Annotated in this window: 23 protein-coding genes; 9 read left to right on the forward strand and 14 right to left on the reverse strand. The window is 63.5% G+C overall.

Annotated features, from left to right (window positions below):
* Window positions 1-191: 191 nt before the first annotated feature.
* The 4 genes from QM590_RS10785 to QM590_RS10800 are packed head-to-tail and all read right to left on the reverse strand — an operon-like array spanning window position 192 to window position 4,526.
* The gene (locus tag QM590_RS10785; protein ID WP_269594974.1) at window positions 192-761 is read right to left on the reverse strand and encodes a hypothetical protein; all 570 of its coding nucleotides are present in this window, start codon (window positions 759-761) and stop codon (window positions 192-194) included.
* Window positions 758-1,702, reverse strand: a complete 945-nt coding sequence (locus tag QM590_RS10790) for a hypothetical protein (protein ID WP_269594973.1) — start codon at window positions 1,700-1,702, stop codon at window positions 758-760. The genes QM590_RS10785 and QM590_RS10790 overlap by 4 nt, the downstream gene beginning before the upstream one ends.
* A 20-nt stretch (window positions 1,703-1,722) precedes the next feature.
* Window positions 1,723-2,079: a hypothetical protein gene (locus QM590_RS10795; protein WP_269594972.1), complete on the reverse strand. Its 357-nt coding sequence runs from the start codon at window positions 2,077-2,079 to the stop codon at window positions 1,723-1,725.
* Window positions 2,076-4,526 (reverse strand): AAA family ATPase, encoded by a 2,451-nt coding sequence (locus QM590_RS10800; protein WP_269594971.1) that lies wholly within the window; start codon window positions 4,524-4,526, stop codon window positions 2,076-2,078. Before QM590_RS10800 ends, QM590_RS10795 begins: the two co-directional genes overlap by 4 nt.
* A gap of 121 nt (window positions 4,527-4,647) precedes the next feature.
* Between QM590_RS10800 and QM590_RS10805 the strand changes: the two genes are divergently transcribed.
* Window positions 4,648-5,421 (forward strand): 8-oxoguanine DNA glycosylase OGG fold protein, encoded by a 774-nt coding sequence (locus tag QM590_RS10805; protein WP_269594970.1) that lies wholly within the window; start codon window positions 4,648-4,650, stop codon window positions 5,419-5,421.
* 66 nt (window positions 5,422-5,487) lie between these two features.
* On the opposite strand, the gene QM590_RS10810 is transcribed toward QM590_RS10805, so the two are convergent.
* Entirely contained in the window at window positions 5,488-6,003 is a 516-nt protein-coding gene (locus QM590_RS10810; RefSeq protein WP_269594969.1) for a hypothetical protein, read from the reverse strand.
* A 23-nt stretch (window positions 6,004-6,026) separates the two neighbouring features.
* Window positions 6,027-6,554, reverse strand: coding sequence for a hypothetical protein (locus QM590_RS10815; protein WP_269594968.1), 528 nt, complete (start codon window positions 6,552-6,554; stop codon window positions 6,027-6,029).
* A 261-nt stretch (window positions 6,555-6,815) separates the two neighbouring features.
* Between QM590_RS10815 and QM590_RS10820 the strand changes: the two genes are divergently transcribed.
* The 3 genes from QM590_RS10820 (at window position 6,816) to QM590_RS10830 (ending at window position 8,142) form a co-directional block, all read left to right on the forward strand.
* Window positions 6,816-7,199 (forward strand): hypothetical protein, encoded by a 384-nt coding sequence (locus tag QM590_RS10820; protein ID WP_269594967.1) that lies wholly within the window; start codon window positions 6,816-6,818, stop codon window positions 7,197-7,199.
* 74 nt (window positions 7,200-7,273) lie between these two features.
* On the forward strand, window positions 7,274-7,486 hold the full coding sequence (locus tag QM590_RS10825) for a hypothetical protein (RefSeq protein WP_269594966.1): 213 nt from the start codon (window positions 7,274-7,276) through the stop codon (window positions 7,484-7,486).
* Window positions 7,486-8,142: a hypothetical protein gene (locus QM590_RS10830; protein ID WP_269594965.1), complete on the forward strand. Its 657-nt coding sequence runs from the start codon at window positions 7,486-7,488 to the stop codon at window positions 8,140-8,142. The genes QM590_RS10825 and QM590_RS10830 overlap by 1 nt, the downstream gene beginning before the upstream one ends.
* A 74-nt stretch (window positions 8,143-8,216) precedes the next feature.
* Here the strand turns inward: QM590_RS10830 and QM590_RS10835 are convergent, their stop codons facing one another.
* On the reverse strand, window positions 8,217-8,612 hold the full coding sequence (locus tag QM590_RS10835) for a RidA family protein (protein WP_269594978.1): 396 nt from the start codon (window positions 8,610-8,612) through the stop codon (window positions 8,217-8,219).
* Between the two features lie 129 nt (window positions 8,613-8,741).
* On the reverse strand, window positions 8,742-10,667 hold the full coding sequence (locus QM590_RS10840; protein WP_269594964.1) for a flavin-containing monooxygenase: 1,926 nt from the start codon (window positions 10,665-10,667) through the stop codon (window positions 8,742-8,744).
* A 183-nt stretch (window positions 10,668-10,850) separates the two neighbouring features.
* On the opposite strand from QM590_RS10840, the gene QM590_RS10845 reads away from it, so the two are divergent.
* Genes QM590_RS10845 through QM590_RS10860 form a run of 4 tightly spaced genes read left to right on the forward strand, consistent with a single transcriptional unit; the run spans window position 10,851 to window position 14,844 of the window.
* Window positions 10,851-11,513: a nitroreductase family protein gene (locus tag QM590_RS10845; protein ID WP_269594963.1), complete on the forward strand. Its 663-nt coding sequence runs from the start codon at window positions 10,851-10,853 to the stop codon at window positions 11,511-11,513.
* A gap of 25 nt (window positions 11,514-11,538) precedes the next feature.
* Window positions 11,539-13,101 carry a class I adenylate-forming enzyme family protein gene (locus tag QM590_RS10850; RefSeq protein WP_269594962.1) on the forward strand — a complete coding sequence of 521 codons (1,563 nt, stop codon included), beginning with the start codon at window positions 11,539-11,541 and terminating at the stop codon, window positions 13,099-13,101.
* On the forward strand, window positions 13,098-13,724 hold the full coding sequence (locus tag QM590_RS10855) for a TetR/AcrR family transcriptional regulator (protein ID WP_269594961.1): 627 nt from the start codon (window positions 13,098-13,100) through the stop codon (window positions 13,722-13,724). Before QM590_RS10850 ends, QM590_RS10855 begins: the two co-directional genes overlap by 4 nt.
* On the forward strand, window positions 13,714-14,844 hold the full coding sequence (locus QM590_RS10860) for a serine hydrolase domain-containing protein (RefSeq protein ID WP_269594960.1): 1,131 nt from the start codon (window positions 13,714-13,716) through the stop codon (window positions 14,842-14,844). Before QM590_RS10855 ends, QM590_RS10860 begins: the two co-directional genes overlap by 11 nt.
* 41 nt (window positions 14,845-14,885) lie before the next feature.
* On the opposite strand, the gene QM590_RS10865 is transcribed toward QM590_RS10860, so the two are convergent.
* Complete coding sequence (locus QM590_RS10865; RefSeq protein WP_269594959.1) at window positions 14,886-15,803, reverse strand: ABC transporter ATP-binding protein; 918 nt, start codon at window positions 15,801-15,803, stop codon at window positions 14,886-14,888.
* A gap of 279 nt (window positions 15,804-16,082) precedes the next feature.
* Here QM590_RS10865 and QM590_RS10870 point away from each other — a divergent pair, with 279 nt between their 5' ends.
* Window positions 16,083-16,934 (forward strand): GntR family transcriptional regulator, encoded by an 852-nt coding sequence (locus QM590_RS10870; RefSeq protein WP_269594958.1) that lies wholly within the window; start codon window positions 16,083-16,085, stop codon window positions 16,932-16,934.
* A 43-nt stretch (window positions 16,935-16,977) separates the two neighbouring features.
* On the opposite strand, the gene QM590_RS10875 is transcribed toward QM590_RS10870, so the two are convergent.
* From QM590_RS10875 to QM590_RS10895, 5 genes are read right to left on the reverse strand one after another with little or no spacing between them, the layout of a single operon-like run.
* Window positions 16,978-18,306, reverse strand: a complete 1,329-nt coding sequence (locus tag QM590_RS10875; RefSeq protein WP_269594957.1) for an NtaA/DmoA family FMN-dependent monooxygenase — start codon at window positions 18,304-18,306, stop codon at window positions 16,978-16,980.
* On the reverse strand, window positions 18,303-19,499 hold the full coding sequence (locus tag QM590_RS10880) for an NtaA/DmoA family FMN-dependent monooxygenase (RefSeq protein WP_283279063.1): 1,197 nt from the start codon (window positions 19,497-19,499) through the stop codon (window positions 18,303-18,305). The genes QM590_RS10875 and QM590_RS10880 overlap by 4 nt, the downstream gene beginning before the upstream one ends.
* Window positions 19,463-20,902: an MFS transporter gene (locus tag QM590_RS10885; protein WP_269594956.1), complete on the reverse strand. Its 1,440-nt coding sequence runs from the start codon at window positions 20,900-20,902 to the stop codon at window positions 19,463-19,465. The genes QM590_RS10880 and QM590_RS10885 overlap by 37 nt, the downstream gene beginning before the upstream one ends.
* Window positions 20,902-22,191, reverse strand: a complete 1,290-nt coding sequence (locus QM590_RS10890; protein ID WP_269594955.1) for an NtaA/DmoA family FMN-dependent monooxygenase — start codon at window positions 22,189-22,191, stop codon at window positions 20,902-20,904. Before QM590_RS10890 ends, QM590_RS10885 begins: the two co-directional genes overlap by 1 nt.
* On the reverse strand, window positions 22,188-23,648 hold the full coding sequence (locus QM590_RS10895) for an MFS transporter (RefSeq protein WP_269594954.1): 1,461 nt from the start codon (window positions 23,646-23,648) through the stop codon (window positions 22,188-22,190). The genes QM590_RS10890 and QM590_RS10895 overlap by 4 nt, the downstream gene beginning before the upstream one ends.
* Between the last annotated feature and the right edge of the window lie 46 nt (window positions 23,649-23,694).

Genomic DNA, 23,694 nt, shown 5'->3' on the forward strand with positions numbered 1-23,694 from the left:
ACCAGTGGGGACCTCGACCTGGCCACCAGTGGGTACTTTTTCATGGCCACGGACATGCGACTACCGCCACCCCGACGAACTGCTGCCCAATGATGATTCGACTGAGTCCTGAACCACAGACTTCGCGCGCTTGTCATCTCGCAGTCAACGAGAACCACCAGTTCGCACCCGTCAGCTGACGAACAACAGAATCAACCCCCCAGCATGAACAAGGCTTTGTCGATATCACGTGCGAGCCACGTAATGTCCTGCGCTGCAAGTTGCATTCTGATGTCTTCCACGATCTGCATGTAGCGTCGATACTGTCCGCGACTCGTTGTAGTTTTCACGCCAAGACCCTTCAGCGCCGCGACGGCCCGCCTGTCGAAAACAGCCATGCGCTCCGGTGCCGCAGCAAGGATCAGAGCCGACGCCAACGCGTCGCCAGAGGAGAATCCCGGCAAGACGCTCAGAGCACTCCGTGCCTCGCCGGCTGCCGATACAGTATCGGTCACCTCGTTGTTCGCTGCGACATACATTGCCCCAGTTGCTTGTCGGACCACGGTGTCCGGCGTTCTGTTCAATGCCATGACCCACGGCGTATCTGCACGCAAACGCTTCCAGAACAGCAAAGCTCCGATGTCGACTTTGCCCAGGCTCTTTGCGTCCTCAACTCGGGCCACCACGTCGAACAGGACCTCGTCGTAGGCTTCGGACGCCGCCGCGTCATAGGCAACATGCGCGTCGACAAGGCGTCGAAGACCGTTGGCTTCGAGAATCATTGCTGATGCACCGGTGCCAACTCCTGAACGAATCGACCTGAGTCTTCGTACACGCACCCGACCCCATGCTCCGAGAGCAAAGCGAGCAAATCATCGACCGGCTTGTCAGGAAGCAACATTGAGACCGCCGGTTTCGAATCGATGTGCCTTCGATAGTCGAGTAGCTGCCCCAACGCCATTCGGACAGCCTCTCGTGAGCTAGATGCCTTGGCCTCGTATAGAACATTGTCCGTGTGGTCAAAAATGTCTGCAAGAAGCGAGCGCGCGCCATCATCGACCTTCATCTGATAGCTACTCACGTCCGAGTTCCGCTTGACCAGCGTGGCCGCGAATCTATGCATCATTTCGCTCTCGGCACGCCGCGCACGGTAAGAAGAGAAGCTCTCGACGTAATACTCCTTGATCCGGTTTTCCTCCAACGGAATACGTCTTGATGAGGGCTGGCCGGGAGCACTTCTGCGTCCGCCGAGCCAAGGGTTGTCGGTGGCGCGGCCCAAGTCTTCGATGTGCCTCGCCCACAGCTCGGCCAGTACGGACGCCGACGGCTCTTTGATCAGCCGACCTGAGTTCAATACTGGGAACTTGAAGTTGGTCAGAGCAGATTGCACTTCTTCGACTGGTAGGCGGTCTTCGTCGGCAAGCATCACGTCCCAGCTGACGTCGACGTACTTTGCTTCGCGGCCGCTGTCGCCCCAGTGCTCGCCAGGGAAAATGCCGTCCGAGATGAGCTCACCGGCCGCTACAACGCCACGATTTGTGCCTGTGCGCAGCATGAAAACACGATCCCCTACTAAGGGATCACCATAGCCTTGGCCGAAGCTCCAGAAATCCGGATAAGTGAGACCCGCAGCGGTTTCTTCGATCATCTCCTCGCGAACAGAAGGATCGAGGCCTTCGTCACTTCCGTTCCACAGTACGAAGAAGCTCTTGTTCATTTCCATACCATCTCCTTTGGTCGCATTCATTCACCGTTCAAGAGCACAGCAACCACTCCGCACAGGTGCCGCACTTCCGCCACCGTGGGTGCCAACTCATACGCATGGTGGTGGCAGGCGTTGCTCAGCCTGTTCCACGCGACCGACGCGGCGTCCGCACGTTCCGTGGTATCCAACGACCGCAAGATCACCAAACGCGATCGCATGCTCGGCCTATCGATATCCACGCCCAGCGCCACACATCGCGCGACCACCAGTTCCTCCAACGCCTGGCGAGCGAGGAATGCGGCGAAACGCGCGGAACCGCCTGCAGCGCCATGACTTCCGTCGAGCAGCAATTCCGCGTTGCGGAGCGCCACTGCCGGTGACGTGGTCGTAGTCATTCGGCGAGAATCCCGTCGACCATCTTCTTGAGATCGTTCACCACTTCCCAGGTGATGGGTCGATCTGCACCTTTGTGAGTGCCGGCGTTCGCGATGTGGAGCGTCGGGAATCGTTCGGTTCGGAAGCCCAGCCACTGCGACAGGTCCTTGTCGGCATCCTCATGCACGGCCAGCGCAATCTTGTTACGAGTCTTGTGCACTGCCGACCATCGCTCTTCGGTCGCCAGTCGAGACTCCCCCGCCCTGTGTTGCTTTGCGTAGAACACCTGCTGCGCGGCCGATTCCAGCGCCAACCGGAACAAGCCCGGTGCAACTCGACGCTTGACGTCCTCGGGCACATTCTCGTCCAACACCAATGCCCGAACATCGTTGAAATACCGGGTCGCTTGATTCTGAGTCTCGGAAACACTGATGTTGGAACCTGGTTCGCGCATCACCTCCAACAGCCGAGCATCGACTGCGAGTTGCCTGATCGCAGTTGCCAATCGGTCGTCGTGCGAGAAAACGATGACCTGCCTGGTCTTCGCGAGCGTCGACAGGACCTTGATGAAGCCGTCGATCTTCGCTGGATCCATCGCCTGGATCGGATCGTCCAGCACGATGAATCGGAACGGACTGTTCGGCGTAGTCGCTCTCGGTATGAACAGTGCCAATGCCAACGCATGCAGCTCGCCCTGACTCATCACCGACAGCGCCTCGGACTCCACGCCGTCGACCGAGCCGGTCATAACCACTCGCCTGCTGGTGTTGTGGCCCACCAAGTTGATAGCACCGATGTCGACATTGCTTTCCTGCCGCAACTCCGCCCAAATGTCGCGCGCCTGCTCGGCAATCGGAGCAAGCCGCTGATCCCTCAATTGCTTGGCGTGCGAGGCAATCCACTTCTTGGCCGCGTCGACGTTCTTGACGGCTTCATCCGCCTCTCGCGCCGCGGATTCGAGAGTGGCCCACGCGGCCAGACGTCCAGCAATAGGTGCCCACGTGTCCTCACGCTGAGCCGCCGCTTCCTTGGCCTCGGTGCGCAACGCCTCCGCAGACTCGATAACCGCGGGGATCGTCGCAGCCAAGTGATCCGCCACACCGGAAGAACTCGACTGTTGCTCGCGCGCCAGGGCGACGGACTTTCGGTACTTCGACAAGGAAGGCAGGTCGACGCCCTCCACTGCGGTGGCGTCGGCGATTTCGTTCCCCAGTTCGACTGCGGCGCGTTGCGCTTGGTCGAGTCGGCGGCGGCTGTGCTTGTAGGCGGCCAGTTTCTGGCTCTGCTCGGCAAGCTGCGCCCGCGAGTGCTCGGCCCACGCATCGTCGAGCGTCCCCGTCGCGCAGACCGGGCACTCGATAGTGCCCGTCTCACTGTGCAGTCGCAGGGCCGCATCGAGCAGATCGTTGCGCTGCTCCACAATCGACAGTGCCTCATCAGCGGAATCCGCAATCTCGGCCGCAGCTGCCCGGAGCTCCGCCACGACCTCGTCGACACGCTGCTGCGTCGGGGCGCTCAACGCTGCGAGCCGCTTCAAACCGATGAGCGCGGGCGATGCCGATGCGTCGGCTCCCGTGGCGAGCGCCAGCACCGCGTCGAGATCCGCAACCCGCTTCTTGACCAGGGCTGTAGCGGTTTTGGCACGATCGTCCGACGCATCCGACAACGAGTTCTTGAGCTGGCGCAGGCTCTCCGCTGCTCGTTGACGGGGCCCCTTGACCTCCTTGAGTACCGCTGCCAGTCGCTTCTCGGCATCGGTGATCTCGTCGAGTCCAAGGAGTTTGGCCAGGGCGTCGTGCAGGGTGGACGGCGTCGCGTCGAACAGTCCGCCGATTTCGTCGTAGGACAGGATCGGGCGATGTAGTTCGACCGCAGACTTCCACCCCAGTGCATCGGTACCGGTGCTGCGCTTCTGCTTCCCCACCTGAGTCCAGGTGGAGCATCCCTTCAGCGCGGCATCGGAGGTCCAGTCGACACCGACTACCGTCGGTCCGGACCCTTCGATCGTGAGCCCCACCCGCACCTCACACGGATCTCCCTGATGCAGATTGCGCCAGGTATCGGCCCACAGCTTGGCCTTGTTCTCCCAGCGATAACTCGAACCGGTGATCGCGAATTCGAGGGCCTCGGCAAAGCTCGACTTTCCCGATCCGTTGCGCCCACTGACGATCGTGATGCCCGGCGCGGGGTGTAGCTCCAGCGCTGCTTTGGGCCCGATGCCCCGGAATCCCGCGACAGTGATCGAGGTCAGAAACGCACCGACCGGCTCTTCGAGGAGCTGACTCCCCGACGGCTCCGGAACGTGCGGGGTCGAGATGCCGTCGAGAAGCTCCTGCAGTGATGTCGGCCCTTCCAGGGCTGCGAGAACGAAGTACTTGACCTCTTCGGACAGCTCGGCATCCGCATCGATGGCGTCGATCACCACGTCGACGAGTGGCCTGTCGACAGCATTGTCGGCTACGGTCACCGGCACTCCCCTGCTCGTTCTGATGGCTAACCAGACCCCACAGTTCCATATGGGACCGACAGTTCGCAGGGACATCGCAAACGCAACGGAGTGTGTCGGTGCCCGATGCTTCGATGGCGGTATGTCACGACTCGACGAGGGGTTCCCGCCGCCCACGGCCTGTGTGCAGTGGTGTCAGCACCGCAGCTACGACCTGCATGTCCTCGACGACGGGGTGGAGCTGGACCTGGATTGGTGGAACGGCCATCTCGACCGAGCCGGTCATGATCTCCGGCTACGCGGCCGCAACCTCGACGGCGAAATCGTCGAATACGGCGGTGCCACCGTGCAGCGCAACGATCTCCGAATCGGCACCGATCTGGCTGTAGGTGAACACGATTCGCTCGGCCTGCTGTTTCTCTGCGCAGCCTGGCAGGGCAGCCACCGGCACCGCCGAGCGATGCGGCGATTCCCGGATGTCATGAACCCGCACCTCAGCCGTCCCGACGAGAACCCCGTCGCCAAGACCCTCGCCGTGCTCGACAGCTGCGTACGCAATCGCGTCGTGCCAGACCATCCGAACTCGACCTGGTCCGGCTGGCCCGATGCACCCGGCGTCGGAATGTCCCTGATGGCGACGTTCCTGTGGGCGGTGAAGGCGTCGGTCTACGGCGGCCCAGCACAGCTGATCGACCAATACGGAGTCTCGACCCTCATCCACGAAGGATGGCTCGAAGACCCGTCGGTCACTGGATTCACCCGTCGCCGCTACGACCGCTACGTCGAACTCATCACCGCATGGGCCACCGACATCGGCACCAGCCCCGAACTCGTCGAAATGTGGCTCGTGCAGCGCTGGAGCGCCCGACTGAACGAAGCACGACACGGTCGATACACCGCGCCCACGTTGTTCTGAATCAGCCTGCAGCTCAAGCGGATCCGAGCATGCAACTTTCCGTGGCACGCTGACCGTCGACACACGTCACGGAACGAACAGCACACCCAAGCCGGGGATCAGAGCATTTGACGCATCGGGATTCTCGCGGTCGTGGGTGACCGTCACGACCACTGGCCCCGCGCCTGTCTGAGCCGTCACCTCGACGGGCAAGCGATATGCCTGCGAGCCACCCTGATTGGCGGGCTGAGTGCGATCGACTTCGTCGTTCCAGTGCCGCAAGCCTGCGGAGCCCACTTTACCGGTAGACAGATTGCGCCAGTTGACCGTCAGGTGCCGGTAAGCGAACTGGTAGTAGTACGGACGTAAGTCGGCAGCAGCGAAGCGCACCTCACCCGGCTTCTCGCCGACCGTCGCCTTGATCGGGATCGTTTGGATAAGTCCGCCAGGAACGCTCACCGGGCCGAATTCGGGACCGGTGACGACTGGCACCAGAAGCTCGGACGTTGTGGGCGCTGCCGTGGCCGTACCGACGCCCACCCCCAGGACCAGTGGTACCGAGAGCGCCAGAGCTACTGCGGCTTTTCGTATCGATAGCTGCATTGCATGCCTTTCGTGTTGTCGGATCAGGGAACGAGCACGAGCCCAGCACCGGGGAGAAGAGTGTCGAGGTACGGAGAGCCCCATTGGCCGCCGTTCGAGTAGTCCTTGGTGTGCGTCACCATCACCACGACGGGACCCGGTCCGGTATTCGCGACCACCTCGAGGGGTAAATCTTCCCGCCCGTAGGGTCCACTCGGCGACGGCGTCGGATCGTCCTGCCAATGCCGCAGATCGGCGGTCCCCGTTGCACCCGTCGCAAGGTTTCGCCAGGTCAGGTTCAGATACCGGTAGGGATACTGATCGGCGAACGGGGCAATATTCGCGGCCGAGAAGGTAGCAACACCCGGCTCGTCACCCACCGTGGCTTTCATCGGAATGGTCTGGAAGAAGCCACCGGGAACGGCTCCAGGAGCGATCTGGAAACCGGTCACTATCGGCACTTGCAGGTTCGCCACCTGCGGGGCAGCCGCCGCCGTACCCACGCCGATGCCGAACACCAACGGGACGGTGAGGGTTGTCGCTACTACAGCTCGCCGCAATGGCTTTCGCATACTGCATCCCTTTCGTCGATGTCACACAACGCGATTCCACCTCGAACCGGAACCAGAGCCACATCACTTGGGTTGAAGCTGAAACATCAAGTGGTTCTTGACTCTTTCGTCGACCCACCCTCGCAGCAAATACGACACAAGGACCACTCGTATACCGATTCGTGACGGGGTCGTGACACGAATGACGTTAACAGACCACTTGGCCCGTTCGATTCAAAGAGTAGAGGTGATGCACTCCGCAGCCACCGGTGAGGACGACGAATGAGGCAAGTCCGCAACATCGTGGCCACGTGTGCCCTGGTCGCCGCTACCGCCCTTGCAGCCACCGCCTGCGGGTCCGAGGAGCCGACCACCACCGATACAGCCCCGGTCACCAGCGCGACTCCCGCTCCGTCGGCCGGCGGCTCCCCCGGCGGCGGCACCGGGACGGACGGATCGGCCGTCGAGGCTCCGAAGGTCGTGACTCCGGCACCGGAGCAGCCTGCCGATGCGGGACCCGCCGCCGTACAACCTGCACCCAATCGCGACGATGTCAACGTCGATGCACGCGATTTCGAGTTTGCCGAGGGCGAGTACTTTTCCAATCCCCCAGCGGCAACATCTTCTGCGGCTTCAATTCCGTCAATGCACCGGGTACAAAAGTAGGTTGCCAGGTGCGCTATTCGGTTCCAGGCAATACCGGCCGAGTCTGCGGCAACGTTGCCAATCACACCTACGGGGTGAAGATCACCCAAGACAGCATCGTCGAGCAGATCTGTACCAATCAGGGAATCTTTCTCCCCTCGAACTTGACCAGGGACGTCCCGGTTCTCGAGTACAGGCAAACGATTGGGGTTACCGGCAACTTCTGCCGCTCCACCGAAGCCGGCATCACCTGCTACGACGGCGACAGAGGCTTCATGATCTCCCGCGACGTCAACATCGCGTTCTGATGAAAGAGATCCGGAAACTCACGCTCGCCGTAGTGGTCACCACAGTTGCGCTGACTGCATGCGGCAATCAGGATGCCCCCGCCGCTGGGTCGGCCCCATCCACCAGCGCCGCCGCGGAGATACCCGCACCACCACAGGTGACCGTCGCGGCGCCGTCGAGCACCAGCGGTGAAGGTTCCGGCGAATCAGCCGAGGCACCCGCTGCCACCAGCGTGAAGCCGACGGCTGCCGATCCCGCGAACAACACCGCACCCATCACGCCGGTAGACCCGGCCACCTACTCGGTGCCCGACAATCAGGTTGCGTGGAAGTCCCCGTCCGGCAACGTGTATTGCAAGATCGGGTCGGGCCCATCCTCCTCCGGCTGTCAGGCCTCCGATGCTCCGGTGCCTGCGGGTGCCGAAGCCGATTGCGCACCGAACACCACATTCACCATCGACATGCTGTCGAAGGGCTTCTATCTCGACCCGGGTCACGTCACACCCACGTGTTTCAACCAGGGGGTGTTCGGGGCCGAGGGTCAGAAAGTGTTGCAGTACAACACATCCATCACCTTCAGCGGGTTCACATGCTTCTCCCGCGTCGAAGCGATGATCTGCGACGCGGGAGGTGGACACGGATTCGTGTTGTCGATGCAGCAGGCGACATCCAACTGACCATGCCCAACCGATCCAGACGGGCCTCCATGATCAAGTCCTTCGGATCGGCCCGCCTCGTCCCAGCGGTTGATCTACCCGACCGCGGTGCCCTCGAGCTCGACCAGCAAACTGGGATACGCGAGCCGGGTGACCCCGAGCAGGGTGCTGGTCGGCTTCACGCCCGCCGCGCCGAGCCTCGCTGCCAAGTCGCCGTAGTGCGGCAATAACGCGTCGACATCGGTGGTGTAGACATTGAGCCGGACGAGATTCGCCAAAGACATATTTGCTTCGGCAAGAACGGCTTCCATGTTGTCGAGGCACAGGGACAACTGCGCGCCCATGTCGTCGGCATGCTGAGGTGAGCCGTCATCGCCCGTCGCCGTTTGGCCGGAGAGATAGAGCGTCCGGGCCTGCCCCGAGACGATCTCCCCCTGGTTGAATCCCATGTCCACCGACCATCGCACCGGGTTGACTGCCGTTCGTTCCATCGCCGCGCGCTCCATTCGATCGTTCGTGTGAGTGTGCACCGTCGAGCCTTGCATGGAATTCGGACATCGTCGGCGGTATAGGTCCATGCGGTCTTGGATGCCTGTGGCGTCCAGGCGACATCCAACCGATCAGCGAGCCTCAACCCGTCGAGGCTCCATGACGAAGTCGTTCAGATCGGCCCGCCGCGTCATCTCCCAGTAGTCGACGATGCGCCATGGCAGTGTCGAGACCACGCGTCCGGCTTCGTTGCGGTACCAGTTATCCATGCCGCCGTGCGACCAGATCATCTTCGCGTGCGCCTCGTCGTGCTTGCGGACGTACTCGGCTTCCACATCGGCCTTGCACTCGATGGCTCCGATTCGCTTGTCCACCATGTCGATCAACACATCGACGATGTAGCGCACCTGACATTCGGCGATGGTGATGTAACTGCCGCCATGGCCCAATACTGTTCCGGGCCCGCAGGTGATGAAGAAGTTCGGGAAATCCGGGACGGTGATGCCGAGATACGCGTGCGCATCTTCCGGGCCCCAGATATCGCGGATCGACTCACCCGATCGTCCGCGCACGTCGATCGGCGTCAGCAGCTTGTGGGTCTCGAAACCCGTCGCGAGAATCACGACATCGACCTCGGTCTCCGAACCATCCCGTGCCACAACCGAGTTGGCGGTGATCGAGGAGACGGCGTCGGCGATGAGGGTGACATTGTCGCGCTTGAGCGCTGCGTACCAGCCGTTGTCGAGAAGCATCCGCTTGCCGAAGGGCGGGTAATCGGGAAGCGACTTCTCGATGAGGTCGGGGCGACCGTCAAGCTCGGCTTCGATGTAGCGGGTGAACACGCGTCGATGCGCGTCGTTCATCGGATTGATCGAGCGCTGCGGATGCTCCCATTCGGGATCGACCTGCAGCGAGCTGTGCACACGATCGTTGAAGTTCCAGGCGAGCCTGGTCCGGTACCAGAGCCGATACAGCGGAACGACATCCATCAGGTAGTTGGCGTCGTCGCCCATCTCGGTGAAGTACACGTCGCTCGACGACACCCATTGCGGCGAACGCTGAAAGACCGTCGCATGCCCCACCGTCGACGCGATGGCCGGCAGCACCTGCATGGCACTGGCCCCGGTTCCGACGATGGCGACGCGCTTGCCGGTCAGATCCAGATCGGCCGGCCAGTTCGCCGTGTGGAAGATCGGGCCGTCGAACGATTCGAGCCCGGGAATGTGGGGCACCTTCGGCCGGTTGAGCTGACCGGTCGCGGTGATCACCACATCGGCGGTCAGCGTCTCGCCGTCGACCGTCGTGACGGTCCAGCCCTGTCGCTGCGCGTCGTACTCGGCCGTCGCCACCTCGGTGTCGAAGCGAATGCGTTGCCGCAGATCGTGTTCGGACGCGACATCGCTGAGGTACTGCCACACCTCGTCGCGCTTGCCGAAGTGCGTGCTCCAGGCCCGTGGCGCGAAGGAGTACGAGTAGAGATGGCTCGGGGTGTCGACGCCCGCACCGGGGTAGGTGTTCTCGAACCAGCCTCCGCCCACGTCCGAGTTCTTCTCGAGCACAACGTGACTGATACCCGCCTCGTGCAGCTTGATGGCGGCGAGCATTCCGGAGACGCCGGCACCGATCACGATGACCGACAGATCGTTCGGTGCGGCCACCGGAGTGTCCGCGGCGGTGAACCCCATGTCCTCGGCAACCATGACGCCGAACTCGGGTGGAACCTGCTCACCGACGGCCACGCTGATCATCTCGACGAGGTGCTCCTGGTCGGGTGACGGCACCGCCATGGGCGTGCCCTCGTGGAACGCGCAGATCGCGTCGAGCGCTGCGGAGCGGATGCGGGCGGCCACTGAGTCGTCGAATCCGCCGGTTTCGTTGTTGTCCATGCCCCGGCTACGGGTGGGGCGGTACGGATCGGCGAGCCACGTGGGATCTCCGGTCAGCTGATAGAGCACCGCGACCAGCGTGGGCAGGTTGGCTGCGGTGAGAGCGCGCGAGAGCCGATCTCGATCGATCCGACCCACGGTTTCCGCTGCCGTTACTGCGTCTGTGGACACCGGTACCTCCTGTTGCGAGCTGCTCCATCCGACTCCGACAGCTCAACTAACCATGGTTAGGCAATATGACGCAAGGGTTTCGCGATCCCGAGATTCACGGGGCTTCAACCCTTGACAATGTGGCCTACACCACACAATGCTTCAGGGCACTACCTAACAGCGGACAGGCGAAGGGACACACCCATGGAACTCACCGAGGCGATGCGCACCACCGGCACCTGCAGGCGGTACCTCAGCGACCCTGTTCCCGACGAGGTGTTCAAGGCCGCGTTCGACGTCGCCCGCTTCGGTCCGCAGGGCGGCAACCGTCAGCCCGTACGGTGGATCGTCGTGCGCGACGCCGCCCGCAAGCAGGCCCTCGCCGATCTCTACCTGCCGATGTGGGACGCCTACTTCGCCGGCATCACCGGCGGAACCGTCGCTGTCGGGGCACTGCCCAAGACCGTGCAGGACGCCGACTACTTTGCCCGCCACCTCCACGAGGTGCCCGCCATCGTGGTGGTCTGCGCCGCGCTGGACGGACTGCACCCCACCGACCACGAACTCGGCCGACTCTCCGTCGTCGGCGGCGCATCCATCTACCCCACGGTTCAGAACCTGTGCCTGAGCCTGCGCGATCAGGGCGTCGCGACCGCGGTGACGACGTTGCTGTGCCACGAGGAACCCGCCATTCGCGAGCTGCTCAGCATCCCCGACGACTACATCACCGCCGCGCACATCGCCGTCGGCTATCCGGAGAAGTCGTTCCCCCGCAGGCTCACTCGTGATCCGGTGGAGCAGATCGTTGCGGCAGAGACGTTCTCGCAGCCGATGTTCGACTCCGCTGCTCTCTCCCCTGCCCTTTAACAGCTCGCACCTCGAGGAGTCCGCCGTGCCCGGTACCGCCATCCACCACCGCTCCCCCATCGGCCGCGCCACCATCGGCGATCAGCTGCGTCGCCATGCGCGGACTCAGCCGAACAAGGTTGCGTTCATCAGCTACGCGGCGGACGGCACCCGCGAGGTCACCACGTACGGCGAACTCGATTCTCGGGCAAACCAGTTCGCCAACCTGCTGGTCGATCTCGGGGTGACCGCGGGTGACCGCGTCGCATCGATGGCTCGTAACAGCGTCGATGTGGTGGTGGCGTACTACGGAACCCTCAAAGCGGGCGCAGCCTTCACCGGCATCAACGTGATGTATCGCGCCGCCGAGGTGAAGCACCAACTCGAACACGCGGAACCGACTGTGGTGGTGGCCGATCCGGCCTACGCCGAGATCGTCAACTCGGTGAAGCCGGACACCACCACCCTGGTGACGTTCGGCCCCGAATACGCCGCACTGACGGCGAACACCCCGTCCACCGAGCCGGACGTCGAGATGGGCGAGAACGACGTCGCGATGGTCATCTACACCTCGGGAACCGAAGCGGCTCCGAAGGGCGTGATGATTCCGCACCGCAACTTCCTCATCTCCACCGCGCCCGCGTGGAGCTGGGGCCTGCGCACCGGACCGGAGGACACCTGGCTGTTCGTCATGCCCTTCCACACCATCGCCGGGCTCGGTTCGATGACAACCCTGACGCTGATGGGGGCCACCCTCGTACTGCCCGCGACGGTCGACCCGGCTCAATCGCTCCGCATCATCGCCGCCGAGAAGATCTCCGTCATCGCGCAGACGCCGACGTTCTATCTGGCGCTGGCCCGTGATGAGCAGTTCGGCCCCGAGTCCGTGAGCCAGGTCAGACGCTGCCTCACCTACGGTGGCCAGGTGTCACCGCACACGATCAGCGCCTGGGCCGCCGCGGCACCGGAGGCCATCTGGGGCACCTACTGGGGGCAGTCCGAACTCTCGCAGCTCGGCTCGGTCGGCTGGTTCTCCAGCCTCGAGGACATTCCCGACGGCGACGCGTCGTGGATCGGCAAGCCCGTCACCCACCTCGAGATCAAGGTGGTCGACCCCGCGGGCAACAAGAGCGAGATCGGTGAATTGCTCTGTCGCACTCCGTCGGTGATGCTCGGTTACTTCAAGGATTCCGAGCGCACCGCCGAGGTGTTCCGGGACGGATGGGTACACACCGGCGACATGGTGCGCATCGACGCCGACGGCAACCTGTTCTTCTACGATCGGATGAAGGACATGATCAAGTCCGGAGGGATGAACGTGTCGTCACAGGAAGTGGAACGCACCATCCACACGCATCCGGATGTGCTGCGTGCCGCCGTCGTCGGAGTACCCGACCCGTACTGGTCCGAGGCCGTGACCGCCTTCATCATCGCCCGCGACGGGGTGACGGCCGACCCGGCTGCGATCATCGAGTACTGCCGCACCGAGTTGGCGTCGTACAAGGCTCCGAAATCGGTGCACATCGTGGCCGAGCTGCCCGTCGACCCGCAGGGCAAGATCCTCAAGCGAGAACTGCGGCTGTTGGCGGCGGTGGAGGAGACCGTATGACGCAGCCCGCCGAGGTCACCGCTCTCCCCCGACAGCAACGCACCCGCCAACGGCGAGACGACATTGTCGCCAACGCCGCGAACATCTTTGCGCGTGAGGGCTACTCGAACGTGGGGATGCGCGATATCGCCGACGCCGTCGGCATCAAGGGTGCCAGCCTCTACCACCACTTCCCGTCCAAGGAAGACATCCTCTTCGCGATCTGCCTGACGGTGACGCAGGAACCGGCCGAGGAGAACCTGCCACTGCTCGACGCGGCCGGAACTCCCACCGAGCGCATGTCGTCTCTGGTGCGGGCGCACCTGGTACATCTGAACCGGCGACGGGTGGAGTACATCGTCGGGCTGCACGAGCTCGCCTCACTCACCCCCGAACATCGCACTGTCATCGAGGACTACCGCCGCCAGTATCAACGACGCGTCCGCGATGTCATCACCGCCGGAATGCGCAGTGGTGAATTCACCGTCCCGGATGCGCGATTGGCGTCGTTCGCTCTGACCGACATGCTCAACGGCATCAGCAACTGGTTCCACGACGGCGGCGAACTGAGCATCGACGACGTCGCCGACAACTACGTCGAATTGGCCGTTCACCGCGTTCTGGGTGCGTCACATGGCAATTGACGGTCACTGCGACCCAAGCTTCTCGGGCGTGCGCGAGAAATTGGCGGCCAACCTGGACAGTGGAGCCGAGCTCGGCGCATCCATTGTCGTCGACATCGACGGCCACACCGCCGTCGATCTCTGGGGCGGCTATCGAGACACCGAACGCACCTTGCCCTGGGAGTCGGACACGATCACCAACGTGTGGTCGACGACGAAGATGGTGACGTGCCTGGCGGCGTTGATGCTGATCGACCGCGGCGTGCTCGATCCCGATGCGCCGGTCGCGACGTACTGGCCCGAGTTCGCGGCGGCAGGCAAGGAGAACGTCCTGGTCCGGCATCTGTTGTCGCACACGTCCGGCGTCTCGGGATGGGACAGGCCGTTCAGCGAAGAGGAACTCTACGACTGGGAACTCTCTACTTCGCGTCTGGCTGCGCAGGCTCCGTGGTGGGATTCGCGCACGACGTCGGGCTATCACGCAGCCAGCCAGGGCCACCTGATCGGAGAAGTTGTCCGCCGTGTCACCGGAAAGTCGTTGCGGCAGTTCGTGGCCGACGAGATCGCCGGTCCTCTCGGAGCCGACTTTCAGATCGGTGCCGCCGAGGCCGACTGGGGTCGGATCGCCGATGTGGTTCCGCCACCCCCGCCGACCGCTGACGCTGTGCCCGATCCGACGATGGTCCGTCGCAGGACGTTTCTCGGACCGTTGGTGCAGGCCTCGTCCGCGAATACCCCGGCGTGGCGCGCTGCGGACATGGGCGCGCTGAACGGGCATGGCAACGCACGATCGGTCGCGAGAATCCTGTCGGTCATCTCCCGAGGTGGAACTGTGGACGGCATACGACTGCTGGGCCCAGACACGATCGACACGATCTTCGAGGAGCAATCGAACGGAGTCGATCTTGCCCTGGGCATTCCGTTGCGCTTCGGCCTCGGGTTTGCTCTGCCCCAACATGAATCGATGCCCTACATCCCCGAGGGCAAGGTCTGCTTCTGGGGCGGCTGGGGCGGATCGCTCACCGTTCTGCACCCGGAATCGAAACTGACCATCTCGTACGTGATGAATCGAATGGGTCCCGGAATCATCGGCTCGGACCGGGCGGAGCAGTACGTCCGCGCCGTGTACGAAGCCGTGTGATCCACTGCTTCGTACTGAGCAGATAGCCGACCGCGACCCGTTTAAGCAGGCATAAAGTCCCGAAGCACGGGAAGTCTCGTCGCCGAGCGGTTCGCGAGTGTGGGCACGCAACCCAGCAGCCCCTTGGTGTAGGGATGCGTCGCGGTCGCGACGATCTCCGCGGACGCCTTCTGCTCCACCAACTCGCCGCGGTACATCACCAGCATCGTGTCGGAGAATTCGAGGCACAGCTTGATGTCGTGACTGACGATGAGCAGCGCAGTCCCCTGTTCCTGGGTCAGTTGCTGTAGCAACTCCATGGTTCCGCGGGCGAGCGAGGCGTCGAGCGCGCTGGTCGGCTCGTCGGCGATGAGCAGTCGCGGAGACCCGCACAACGCCAAAGCCGTCATCACGCGTTGACGCATTCCGCCGGACAACTCGTAGGGCCGACTACGCATCACCCGCTTCGTGTCGGAGAGCCCGACCTTGTTCAGCCAGTGCGCGGTTGTGTCTGCACGCTCACGCCTGCCCGTGATTCCCGCTCCCGCGAGCACGTGCTTGAACTGGCCCCCGATGGTCCACACCGGATCGAGTGCCGTCATGGCATCCTGAAACACCATCGCAATTCCGTCGGTTCGCCGCGGCACGCTGCGACCGGTCTCCGGCCGGGCCGGCGTGCCCTCGAATTCGAGACGCGTCGATTCGACTGTTGCGCCCGCCGACACGTCGAGCAATCCCGCGATCGTCATGGCCAAGGTCGACTTGCCCGAACCCGATTCACCCACCAGAGCAACTCGCTCGCCGGGTGCAATCTCGAACGATGCTCCCCTCACTGCGACCACCGCGGAGTCACCGGTTCCGTACGTCACAGTGAGATCCTCGACACCGAGAACCGGCCGGTCGGTTACCGGCGAGTAGTCATCGGTGTCATGATTGCGACTGGTAAGCGAAAGCGATTCTCGCTCTGCGGTTGTCGTCATAGGGAGCTCCTGCCGATACGCCGTCGATTAAGTACGGTGCCCATCGTCGCGGCACGGTGTTTCCCTGAGCCGCGTCGGCGGTAAACAGCGCATTACGCAATACATGCGCCGCGGCAATACGCCCCTGAGCAGCTATTTGTTCGTAAATTTCTCCCTTAAGGCCGTAGCGCGAACAACAAGTTCACCGCCGATGTCCGATATGCTCGTAGTCACCACCGGTGATCTCGACGTCGCGGCCACCTCGGATCTCCCATGCGCATCCCCGAAAGGCGATGACCGATGACTCGCCCCTTCTTCGACGACCACTCCGGCTCCGTTGCCGCCCATCTGCGCAGACAAGCCGATGAGCAACGCACCAGATACATTCGCGCGCAATCGAACCGCGGCGAGAAGTCCGTGACCTCGCCCCGTCGTGTGTACGAACTGATCCGCTCGGGAATCCGCCGCGGCACGATGCCACACGACGAAGTTCTCTCCGAGCAGCATCTCATCGAGACGTTGGGAGCGACGAGAAACGCTGTGCGCAAGGCACTTCAAATGCTGGCAGACGATGGCGTCGTACTGCGCGCGCGTCGAGCAGGGACGTCGATCGCCCACGACATCGTGGCCGTGCGAGAAGGCGAAATCGGTCCGCGAGCCTGGGCAGGTGCGCCGGACGAGGGACGCCTGACGGTGGAGACCCTGGAATGTCGGCGCATCACTGCACCTGCGGTGATCCAAGAGTTCATTGGTACCGAGGTGGACACCGTGATCCTGCTCGAGCAGATAGGCCGAATGGGCGGAAAGCCGCTGTACCTGCGGGTGGGCTACTGCATCACAGATTTCGACATCGAGGACTTCAAGGTGCGGATCGAGAGCAACCATTCGGAATTTCCACCGATGGCCGTTGCTCACCAGAGAATCTTCGACACCACGTTCGGCGGGAGCAGCTCCGTGGTCGAGGCAATCTCGTGCCAGGAACGGCCGGCCGAGCTACTGGAAATGGCGGTGGGTGCGCCGGTCCTACTGCGCGAGTTGATCACTCGCGACACCGACGGCCGTCCGGCAGAGCTCAGTTTCACTCATTTCCGAGCCGACCGAGTCGCCATCATCGGATCCACCGTCACCGCCGGCAGCACCACCCTGAACTGACACCAGGGGGTCGTGTGCATACCGACCCCCTGGTGTCGATCAATCAGAAGTCCAGCAGATTGTCGCGTAACTGTTTGTGCGCGTACGTGTCTCGTACCAATCCGCGACGACGCAGTGCGGGCACCAGACCGTCGGTCACCTCGGTGTAGTACCGACGTCCGAGTCGACCGGTCATGAGGAAGCCATCACCACCGACCGCATCGATGACCTCCTCCATCTGCTCTGCCACGGTATCGGGAGTACCCACCAGCGGCACCGAGGTGATGGACCAGGTGGCAGCCAACTGGCGCAACGTCTTCGGAGTTCCGTCCTCGTTGAGCTTGCTGCTCCCCGAACCCGCGAGAAAGTCCGCGAGTGTCGTGCGGTGCCCGTTGGTCGTCAGCTCCGGCGGCGGAGCATCGATGTCCATCGTCGACAGGTCGTTACCCGTCACTGCGGAAATATGCGCCAACGCAGCGTGCACGCGTCCATCGGTGGCCTCGCGGGACCGTGCATCGAGTTCGCGGGCTTCGCTGTCGGTCTCACCGAGCACCGGGGACACGATGTAGAGAATCTTGATCGAATCCGGATCGCGACCCGCGTCCGAGGCCATAGCCCGAACGTCCTCGCGATAGGCCTTCATCGCTCCGATGCCCTGGGCCTGGCAGATGATCGTGTCCGCATTGCGCGCGGCGAATGCGCGTCCGCGCGGCGATCCACCGGCCTGGCAGATCACCGGCCTGCCCTGCGGCATCGGCAGCGTGTTGAGCGGGCCGCGGGTGCGGTGGAACTTGCCGACGTAATTCGCGTCGTGCACCTTGGTGTGATCGACGTAGGTGTTCGACGCCTTATCCATCACCAGCGCGTCCGGTTCCCACGCCTTCCAGAGCGCATCGACCGCCTCGACGAACTCCTCTGCACGCTCGTACCGTTCGTCGTGCGGCGGCAGTGCGTCCATGCCGAAGTTCTGCGCGGCACGGTCCTCACTCGACGTCACCACGTTCCAGCCGACCCGTCCATGGGACATGTGATCGAGGGTCGATACCACCCGTGCCAGCAGGTACGGCGGGTAGAAGCTGGTGGACATCGTGGTCACGATCCCGAGTCTCGACGTTGCCGCGGCCAACATCGGCACCAGCGCAACCGGGTCGTGCTTCGGCGCATACTGCGCCTTCGCCAGGTCGAACTCCGTGGTGCCGCCGTAGATGTCGGACACCATCGACGAGTCCTCGAGCATCAGATAGTCGAACCCTGCACGCTCGAGCGCCTGGGCCATCTCGACGTGAAAGCGCCCGTCGGCCCAGGAGTCGGAATCGGATCCGGTCCAGTGCGAGCTCCACACCGGCGGACGAAAGCTGGTGAACCAGCCCAGATGCATGCGCGGTGTACTCATCGGGCACCTGCCAGGTGCTCACGGAGATTGCTGCCGCGGTATCCGGTGCCTGCGACGCCGCGTCGTGCGAGTTCGGGCATCAGCCCGTCGCACACATCGTCGACGTACCGACGATTGAGCACTCCGCCGCCACCCCCGTAAAACAGGAAGCCGTCTCCGCCGACCTCGTCGATGACGCTTTCCATTTCGTCCGCCACACTGGCCGGCGTGCCGACCAGTCGCAAGGATTCCGTCCGTTCGGTGGCCACGGTTTCGCGAATCGATCTGCCGTTCGCCCATGTCCGCAGGTTGTCCAGAATGCTGGTGCTCCCCTCGGTCTTCAGATCGTCCGGAATCGGCTTGTCCACGTCGAGCACGGAGAAGTCGATGTCGCCGGACAGCATGATCAATCGGCGTGCGATGGCCGCATCGGTTGGTTCGTAAAAGCGCTCCGCCTTGCGCTTCGCGTCGTCCTCGGTCTCCCCCAGAATCGGCGTCACCATGTAGAGAACCTTGATGTCATCGGGGTTGCGGCCGAATTCTGCGGCACGGGCCCGCACCGTGTTCCGGTACTCGCGCATCGCGTCTCGCCCCTTCGGCGCAGCGACCACGAGGTCGGCTACTCGCGCGGCGAGATCGATCCCGGACTTCGACGCTCCGGCCTGGCACAGCACCGGCTTGCCCTGCGGGCTCGGCAGGGTGTTGAGCGGCCCACGGACCGAGAAGTGCTCGCCGACATGATCGATGGTCCGCACCTTGGTGTGGTCCACGTAGGACTCGAGACCGGGAGCGATCGGCGATGCGGCATCGGCGTCCCAGGATGCCCACAGTTGGTTCGCGACGTCGACGAATTCCTCGGCGATCTCGTACCGGGCATCGTGGGTCGGCAGCGTGTCCTTGCCGAAATTCTGTGCCGCTCGGTCCCCGGTCGAGGTGACGATGTTCCACCCCATCCGGCCACGACTGAGATGGTCGAGCGTCGACAGCAACCGGGTGAGCAGGAACGGTGGGTAGAAACTCGTGGACGCGGTGACGACGATGCCGATCCTGTCGGTCTCGTACGCCAGTCGGGAGGCCAGCGCCATCGGGTCGTGCTTCGGCGCTCGCGGTGTCCACTTGAGTTCGGACTCGAACGTGCCGCCGTAGATATCGGTCAGCGCGGTCGAATCCTCCAGCATCACGAAGTCGATTCCCGCTCGCTCGAGCGCGCGCACGACGTCGACAGCGAAAGTGCCGTCGGCCCAGTCTGTTCCACCGGTTCCGGCAAAGGGGCCGGTCCAGTCGGGGACGAGGTAGTTGGTGAACCAACCGAGAGTGAACGGTTGTGACATCGATCCTCTTTTCCAAAGTGGTGGTCGTGAACGGTCGGGGCAGGGACGGCGGATTCCTCGGTGACGACCACCTTCGATTCGGGGGTCGACACAGCGACGGTCCGCCAGGGTCGAAGTGCCAGTAGGACAGCCAACGCCGCGACGGGGATACACGCGGTGAAGGCGAGTGAGTAGGACGCCTGAGCGACGACAGCGCCGGCGACGAGCGGGCCGAGCATGGTGCCGACATCGAACGTGACTTGGTACACCGCAATGGGACTGCCGCCTCGCCCCGCCAGCACGTCACCGACGGTCGCAGCGCTCGCCACCATGGCGCACGTGCCGCCCACTCCCCACAACACCATCGTCAGCACCAGGATCGGAAGTGTGGGAACAAGGGCGAGAACGACGAGCCCGAGCAGAATCAGACCGGACCCGAAGGCCAGCATGGGCCGTCGACCCCAGCTGTCGACGAGTCTGCCTGCAGGTTTGACGACAACGATCTGCACCACGGCTCCGACGACGAGAACCAGACCCGAGACGAAGGGGCTGCCACCGATCACCGTCGCGACGAACAGAGGGATGAGAGTGAACCGCACCCCGTTGCCGACCCAACCGTTGGCGAAGTTCGACGCGATCGACGCCCGGAATCCGCGGTGGCCGAGAGCACTTCGCAGGGTCATCGGTTCCGGTCGGGTCGTCGTATCGTGCACGACACCGTTCGCGGCGTCCTTCCTGTCACTCGATCGGAACGCGAACCATACGACGGCGACCCCGACGATCAGCGTCAGTGCGTGTGTGAGGAACGGAGCCCGAAGCGAGACCAGAGCGACCGCACCGCCGATCACCGGGCCCAGTACCCCGCCGATGAGGAAGCCGGACTGGAAGACGGACGCCGTTCTGCCGCCGGTTTCCGGGGTGCTGTAGCGGAAGAGCAACTGCTGCCCGGCCACGGTGAACATCGCAGTTCCAACGCCGCCGACGGCCCGGAGCAACAACAGTGAGAGAAACGTCGGAGCGAATGCTGCCGCCAGCGACGAGGTGGCCGCAAGCAGCAGTCCCGCGGTGAGGATCGTGCGTTCGTCGAATCGCATCAGCAGACGAGATGCGGAGAACGACGCCAACACTCGGGTGAAGGCGTAGATGCTCACCACCGAGGACGCCGCCAGATCGGACACCCCGAAATCTCTGGCGAAGACCGGAATGACCGGAGCCACAACGCCGTAGCCGAGACCGATGCACACGTTGACGAACGCCAACGCATACACCGGACCCGGCACCACCGAATCTCTGCGCAGCAACCGCATCAGAAGGACATGAGATTCTCACGAAACATGTCGTGCTCGTATTCGGTGCGTACGAGTCCACGTCGCTGCAGCGCAGGGACGAGGCCTTCGGTGATCTCGCCGACGTAGCGTCGACCTATGTTGCCGGTGATCAGGAATCCGTCACCCCCGACGAAGTCCATCGTCTCGCCCATCTGCTCGGCAACGGAGTCAGGGGTGCCGACGTAGTGCACGTTCTTCATGGTCCAACCCAATGCCGCTGTCCGGGGCGTGTTTCCGTAAGACAGGAAGTCACCGAGCGTCGTCCGGTGTCCGTTGGTGGAGAGCTCGGGGAACTCCTCGTCCAGCTCGTACGTCGACAGGTCGATCTCGGTCAGCGCCGAGATGTGGCCGAGCGCCGACTCGATGCGTGAATCGACATCGGCGGACATCCGCTCCACCTTGGCGCGGGCATCGGATTCGGTGTCGGCCAGCACCGGCTGCGTGATGAACATGATCTTGCAGCTGTCGGGATCACGCCCGGCCTTTTCCATCCGCATCCTGATGTCGTCGCGAAATGCCTTCATCGCGACCGGGTCCTTGGCTGCGCTGAGGATGGTTTCCGCGTTGCGGGCGGCGAATTCGCGACCCCGCGGCGAGCCGCCGGCCTGACAGATGACCGGCTCGCCCTGCGGTGACCGCGGCAGATTCAGCGGTCCGCGAGATGCGTGGTACTTGCCGCGAAAGTTCGTGACGTGGACCTTCGTGTGATCGACGTACGTGCCGGTGTCCCGATCGAGGACCATCGCGTCCTCCTCCCACGAAGCCCACAGCTGCTTGACGAGATCGACGAACTCGTCGGCGCGTTCGTACCGTTGGTCGTGCTCGGCCAGCTTGTCCATGCCGTAGTTCTGCGCGGCGCGGTCCTCGCTGGACGTCACGACATTCCAACCGACGCGCCCGCCGCTGAGGTGATCGAGGGTGGAGAACCGGCGCGCAAGCAGCCACGGCGGGTAGAAGGACGTCGAACACGTCGCGATGATGCCGATGTGTTTCGTCGACGCCGTCAGCATCGGAACCAGCGTCACGGGATCGTGTTTCGGCGCATACAGGCCGTACTTCAGGTCCACCCTCGACGTCTGCTCGAAGGCGTCGGAGACCATCGAGGAGTCCTCGAGCATGATGTAGTCGAAGCAGGCGCGCTCGAGCGACCGAGCGAAGTCCACGTGCAGCTCGCCGTTGGCCCAGGTCTTGCCTTCGTCGCCGGCCCAGGTGGTGTTCCACGGCGGGTTGGAGAAGTTGGTGAACCACCCCAGATGAAATTTGGTCATGCCGTGCTCCTTGCTCTCGATGTGGGTAGATCACTTCTGTGCAGCCGAGACAGCTCGGCGGGTTCTTTCGGGTGAATTCCGCGTAGTCCAGACGCCACGCTCGCCAGCAGCGCTGCGACAGCCATCGCGGCCACGGCGATCACGAATCCCGTTGTCAACGAATCCGATTCGCCCGCAGGCAACATCGCGCTGTCGCCGGAGTAAACTAACTCGCGCAGCGCAGGCGGCAGTACAGACACAGCGAGCACCAGGGCAAGCGCCGTGCTGAGGGTGACCGCAGTGTTGTCCAGGGACACCCGAAGACCGTTCGCCATTCCCGAACGGTTCGGTGTCACTCCCACATTGATCGCGGCGGCATTGGCCGTCTTGAAGATGCCGCCACTGAGACCCAGGGCGAACAGCAGTACGACAATGGGAACGCCCCGAGCCGGCCCCGCGATATGCAGGGCGAGCAGTGACAGCACTGCTGCGGTGCCGAGCGTGGACACCGTCGTCAACGTCCGCGTCGATACCCGGGTGGCCAGTGTGCCCGCGATCGGCGACATCACCGTAGTGCCGACGGCAAGCGCGGTGATCTGCAATCCGGCGTCGATAGGACTCGAGCCCCGGACACTCTGCAGGTACAGCGACATGGTCACCGCCACCGCGCCTTCCGCCATCGTCACCAGAAACGATGCGGTGTACGCACTCCCCCGGAACCTGTCCATCAGCAGCTTCGGATCCACGATCGGATCCGCGGCTCTCTTCTCCCACCACCAGAACAGCGGCACCGCAACCACGACGCACGTGAGCGGTACCACCGACTGCCACGCGCCGAAACCGTCACTGCCCCCTCGATTCACCCCGTAGACCAGGCCGCCGAGGATGACCATCGATCCCACTGCGCCAGCGTAGTCCAGGGGTGCCCCGGCTTTCGGCCGCGGAGTCCGGCGCAGGGTGAGCCAGGCCCACACCGTTCCGACGACACCGAGCGGAACGACGATTCCGAATACTCCACGCCACCCGACGGTCTCGGTCAGCACGCCGCCGAGCAGAGGGCCGATGGAGACGGCGAGCGACATGATCGTGATGTTCCAGCCGATGCCGATCGCGAGCTTGTGCGGCTCGAACGCGTCGACGAGAAGCGCAGTGGTGTTGGTGATCACCGCCGCAGCGCCGATACCCTGCACCACCCGCAGCCCGATCACGACATCCGGGTCACTCGCCAGCGCGATGACCGCGGCGCTGACGGTCAGACAGGCCAAGCCGGCGAGGTAGACCGGGCGTCGGCCTACGAGATCGGCGAGTTTACCGAGCACCAGAATGAACACTGCCGTGGTGAGCAGGTAGGCGAGCATGAACCAATCGGTTTGCGCTGCAGAGGCTCCGAGTCCCGCGCTCATATCCGGTAAAGCGACGGGGAGCATCGACACCGATACGAACGTGATGCTCATCCCGAGTCCGGTGACCGACAGCACGCGCCAGGGATACGAGTCGGGTCGCACCTGCGTCGACGGGCCGACC

This window comes from Rhodococcus sp. IEGM 1372 (assembly GCF_030056835.1).
Taxonomy (GTDB): Bacteria; Actinomycetota; Actinomycetes; order Mycobacteriales; family Mycobacteriaceae; genus Rhodococcoides.

Excerpts from the sequence above, each read along its gene's own strand:
- QM590_RS10785 (WP_269594974.1), bottom strand. The coding sequence starts at position 761 with ATGATTCTCGAAGCCAACGGTCTTCGACGCCTTGTCGACGCGCATGTT.
- QM590_RS10790 (WP_269594973.1), bottom strand. The coding sequence starts at position 1,702 with ATGGAAATGAACAAGAGCTTCTTCGTACTGTGGAACGGAAGTGACGAA.
- QM590_RS10795 (WP_269594972.1), bottom strand. The coding sequence starts at position 2,079 with ATGACTACGACCACGTCACCGGCAGTGGCGCTCCGCAACGCGGAATTG.
- QM590_RS10805 (WP_269594970.1), top strand. The coding sequence starts at position 4,648 with ATGTCACGACTCGACGAGGGGTTCCCGCCGCCCACGGCCTGTGTGCAG.
- QM590_RS10810 (WP_269594969.1), bottom strand. The coding sequence starts at position 6,003 with ATGCAGCTATCGATACGAAAAGCCGCAGTAGCTCTGGCGCTCTCGGTA.
- QM590_RS10815 (WP_269594968.1), bottom strand. The coding sequence starts at position 6,554 with ATGCGAAAGCCATTGCGGCGAGCTGTAGTAGCGACAACCCTCACCGTC.
- QM590_RS10820 (WP_269594967.1), top strand. The coding sequence starts at position 6,816 with ATGAGGCAAGTCCGCAACATCGTGGCCACGTGTGCCCTGGTCGCCGCT.
- QM590_RS10830 (WP_269594965.1), top strand. The coding sequence starts at position 7,486 with ATGAAAGAGATCCGGAAACTCACGCTCGCCGTAGTGGTCACCACAGTT.
- QM590_RS10835 (WP_269594978.1), bottom strand. The coding sequence starts at position 8,612 with ATGGAACGAACGGCAGTCAACCCGGTGCGATGGTCGGTGGACATGGGA.
- QM590_RS10845 (WP_269594963.1), top strand. The coding sequence starts at position 10,851 with ATGGAACTCACCGAGGCGATGCGCACCACCGGCACCTGCAGGCGGTAC.
- QM590_RS10855 (WP_269594961.1), top strand. The coding sequence starts at position 13,098 with ATGACGCAGCCCGCCGAGGTCACCGCTCTCCCCCGACAGCAACGCACC.
- QM590_RS10860 (WP_269594960.1), top strand. The coding sequence starts at position 13,714 with ATGGCAATTGACGGTCACTGCGACCCAAGCTTCTCGGGCGTGCGCGAG.
- QM590_RS10865 (WP_269594959.1), bottom strand. The coding sequence starts at position 15,803 with ATGACGACAACCGCAGAGCGAGAATCGCTTTCGCTTACCAGTCGCAAT.
- QM590_RS10870 (WP_269594958.1), top strand. The coding sequence starts at position 16,083 with ATGACTCGCCCCTTCTTCGACGACCACTCCGGCTCCGTTGCCGCCCAT.
- QM590_RS10875 (WP_269594957.1), bottom strand. The coding sequence starts at position 18,306 with ATGAGTACACCGCGCATGCATCTGGGCTGGTTCACCAGCTTTCGTCCG.
- QM590_RS10885 (WP_269594956.1), bottom strand. The coding sequence starts at position 20,902 with ATGCGGTTGCTGCGCAGAGATTCGGTGGTGCCGGGTCCGGTGTATGCG.
- QM590_RS10890 (WP_269594955.1), bottom strand. The coding sequence starts at position 22,191 with ATGACCAAATTTCATCTGGGGTGGTTCACCAACTTCTCCAACCCGCCG.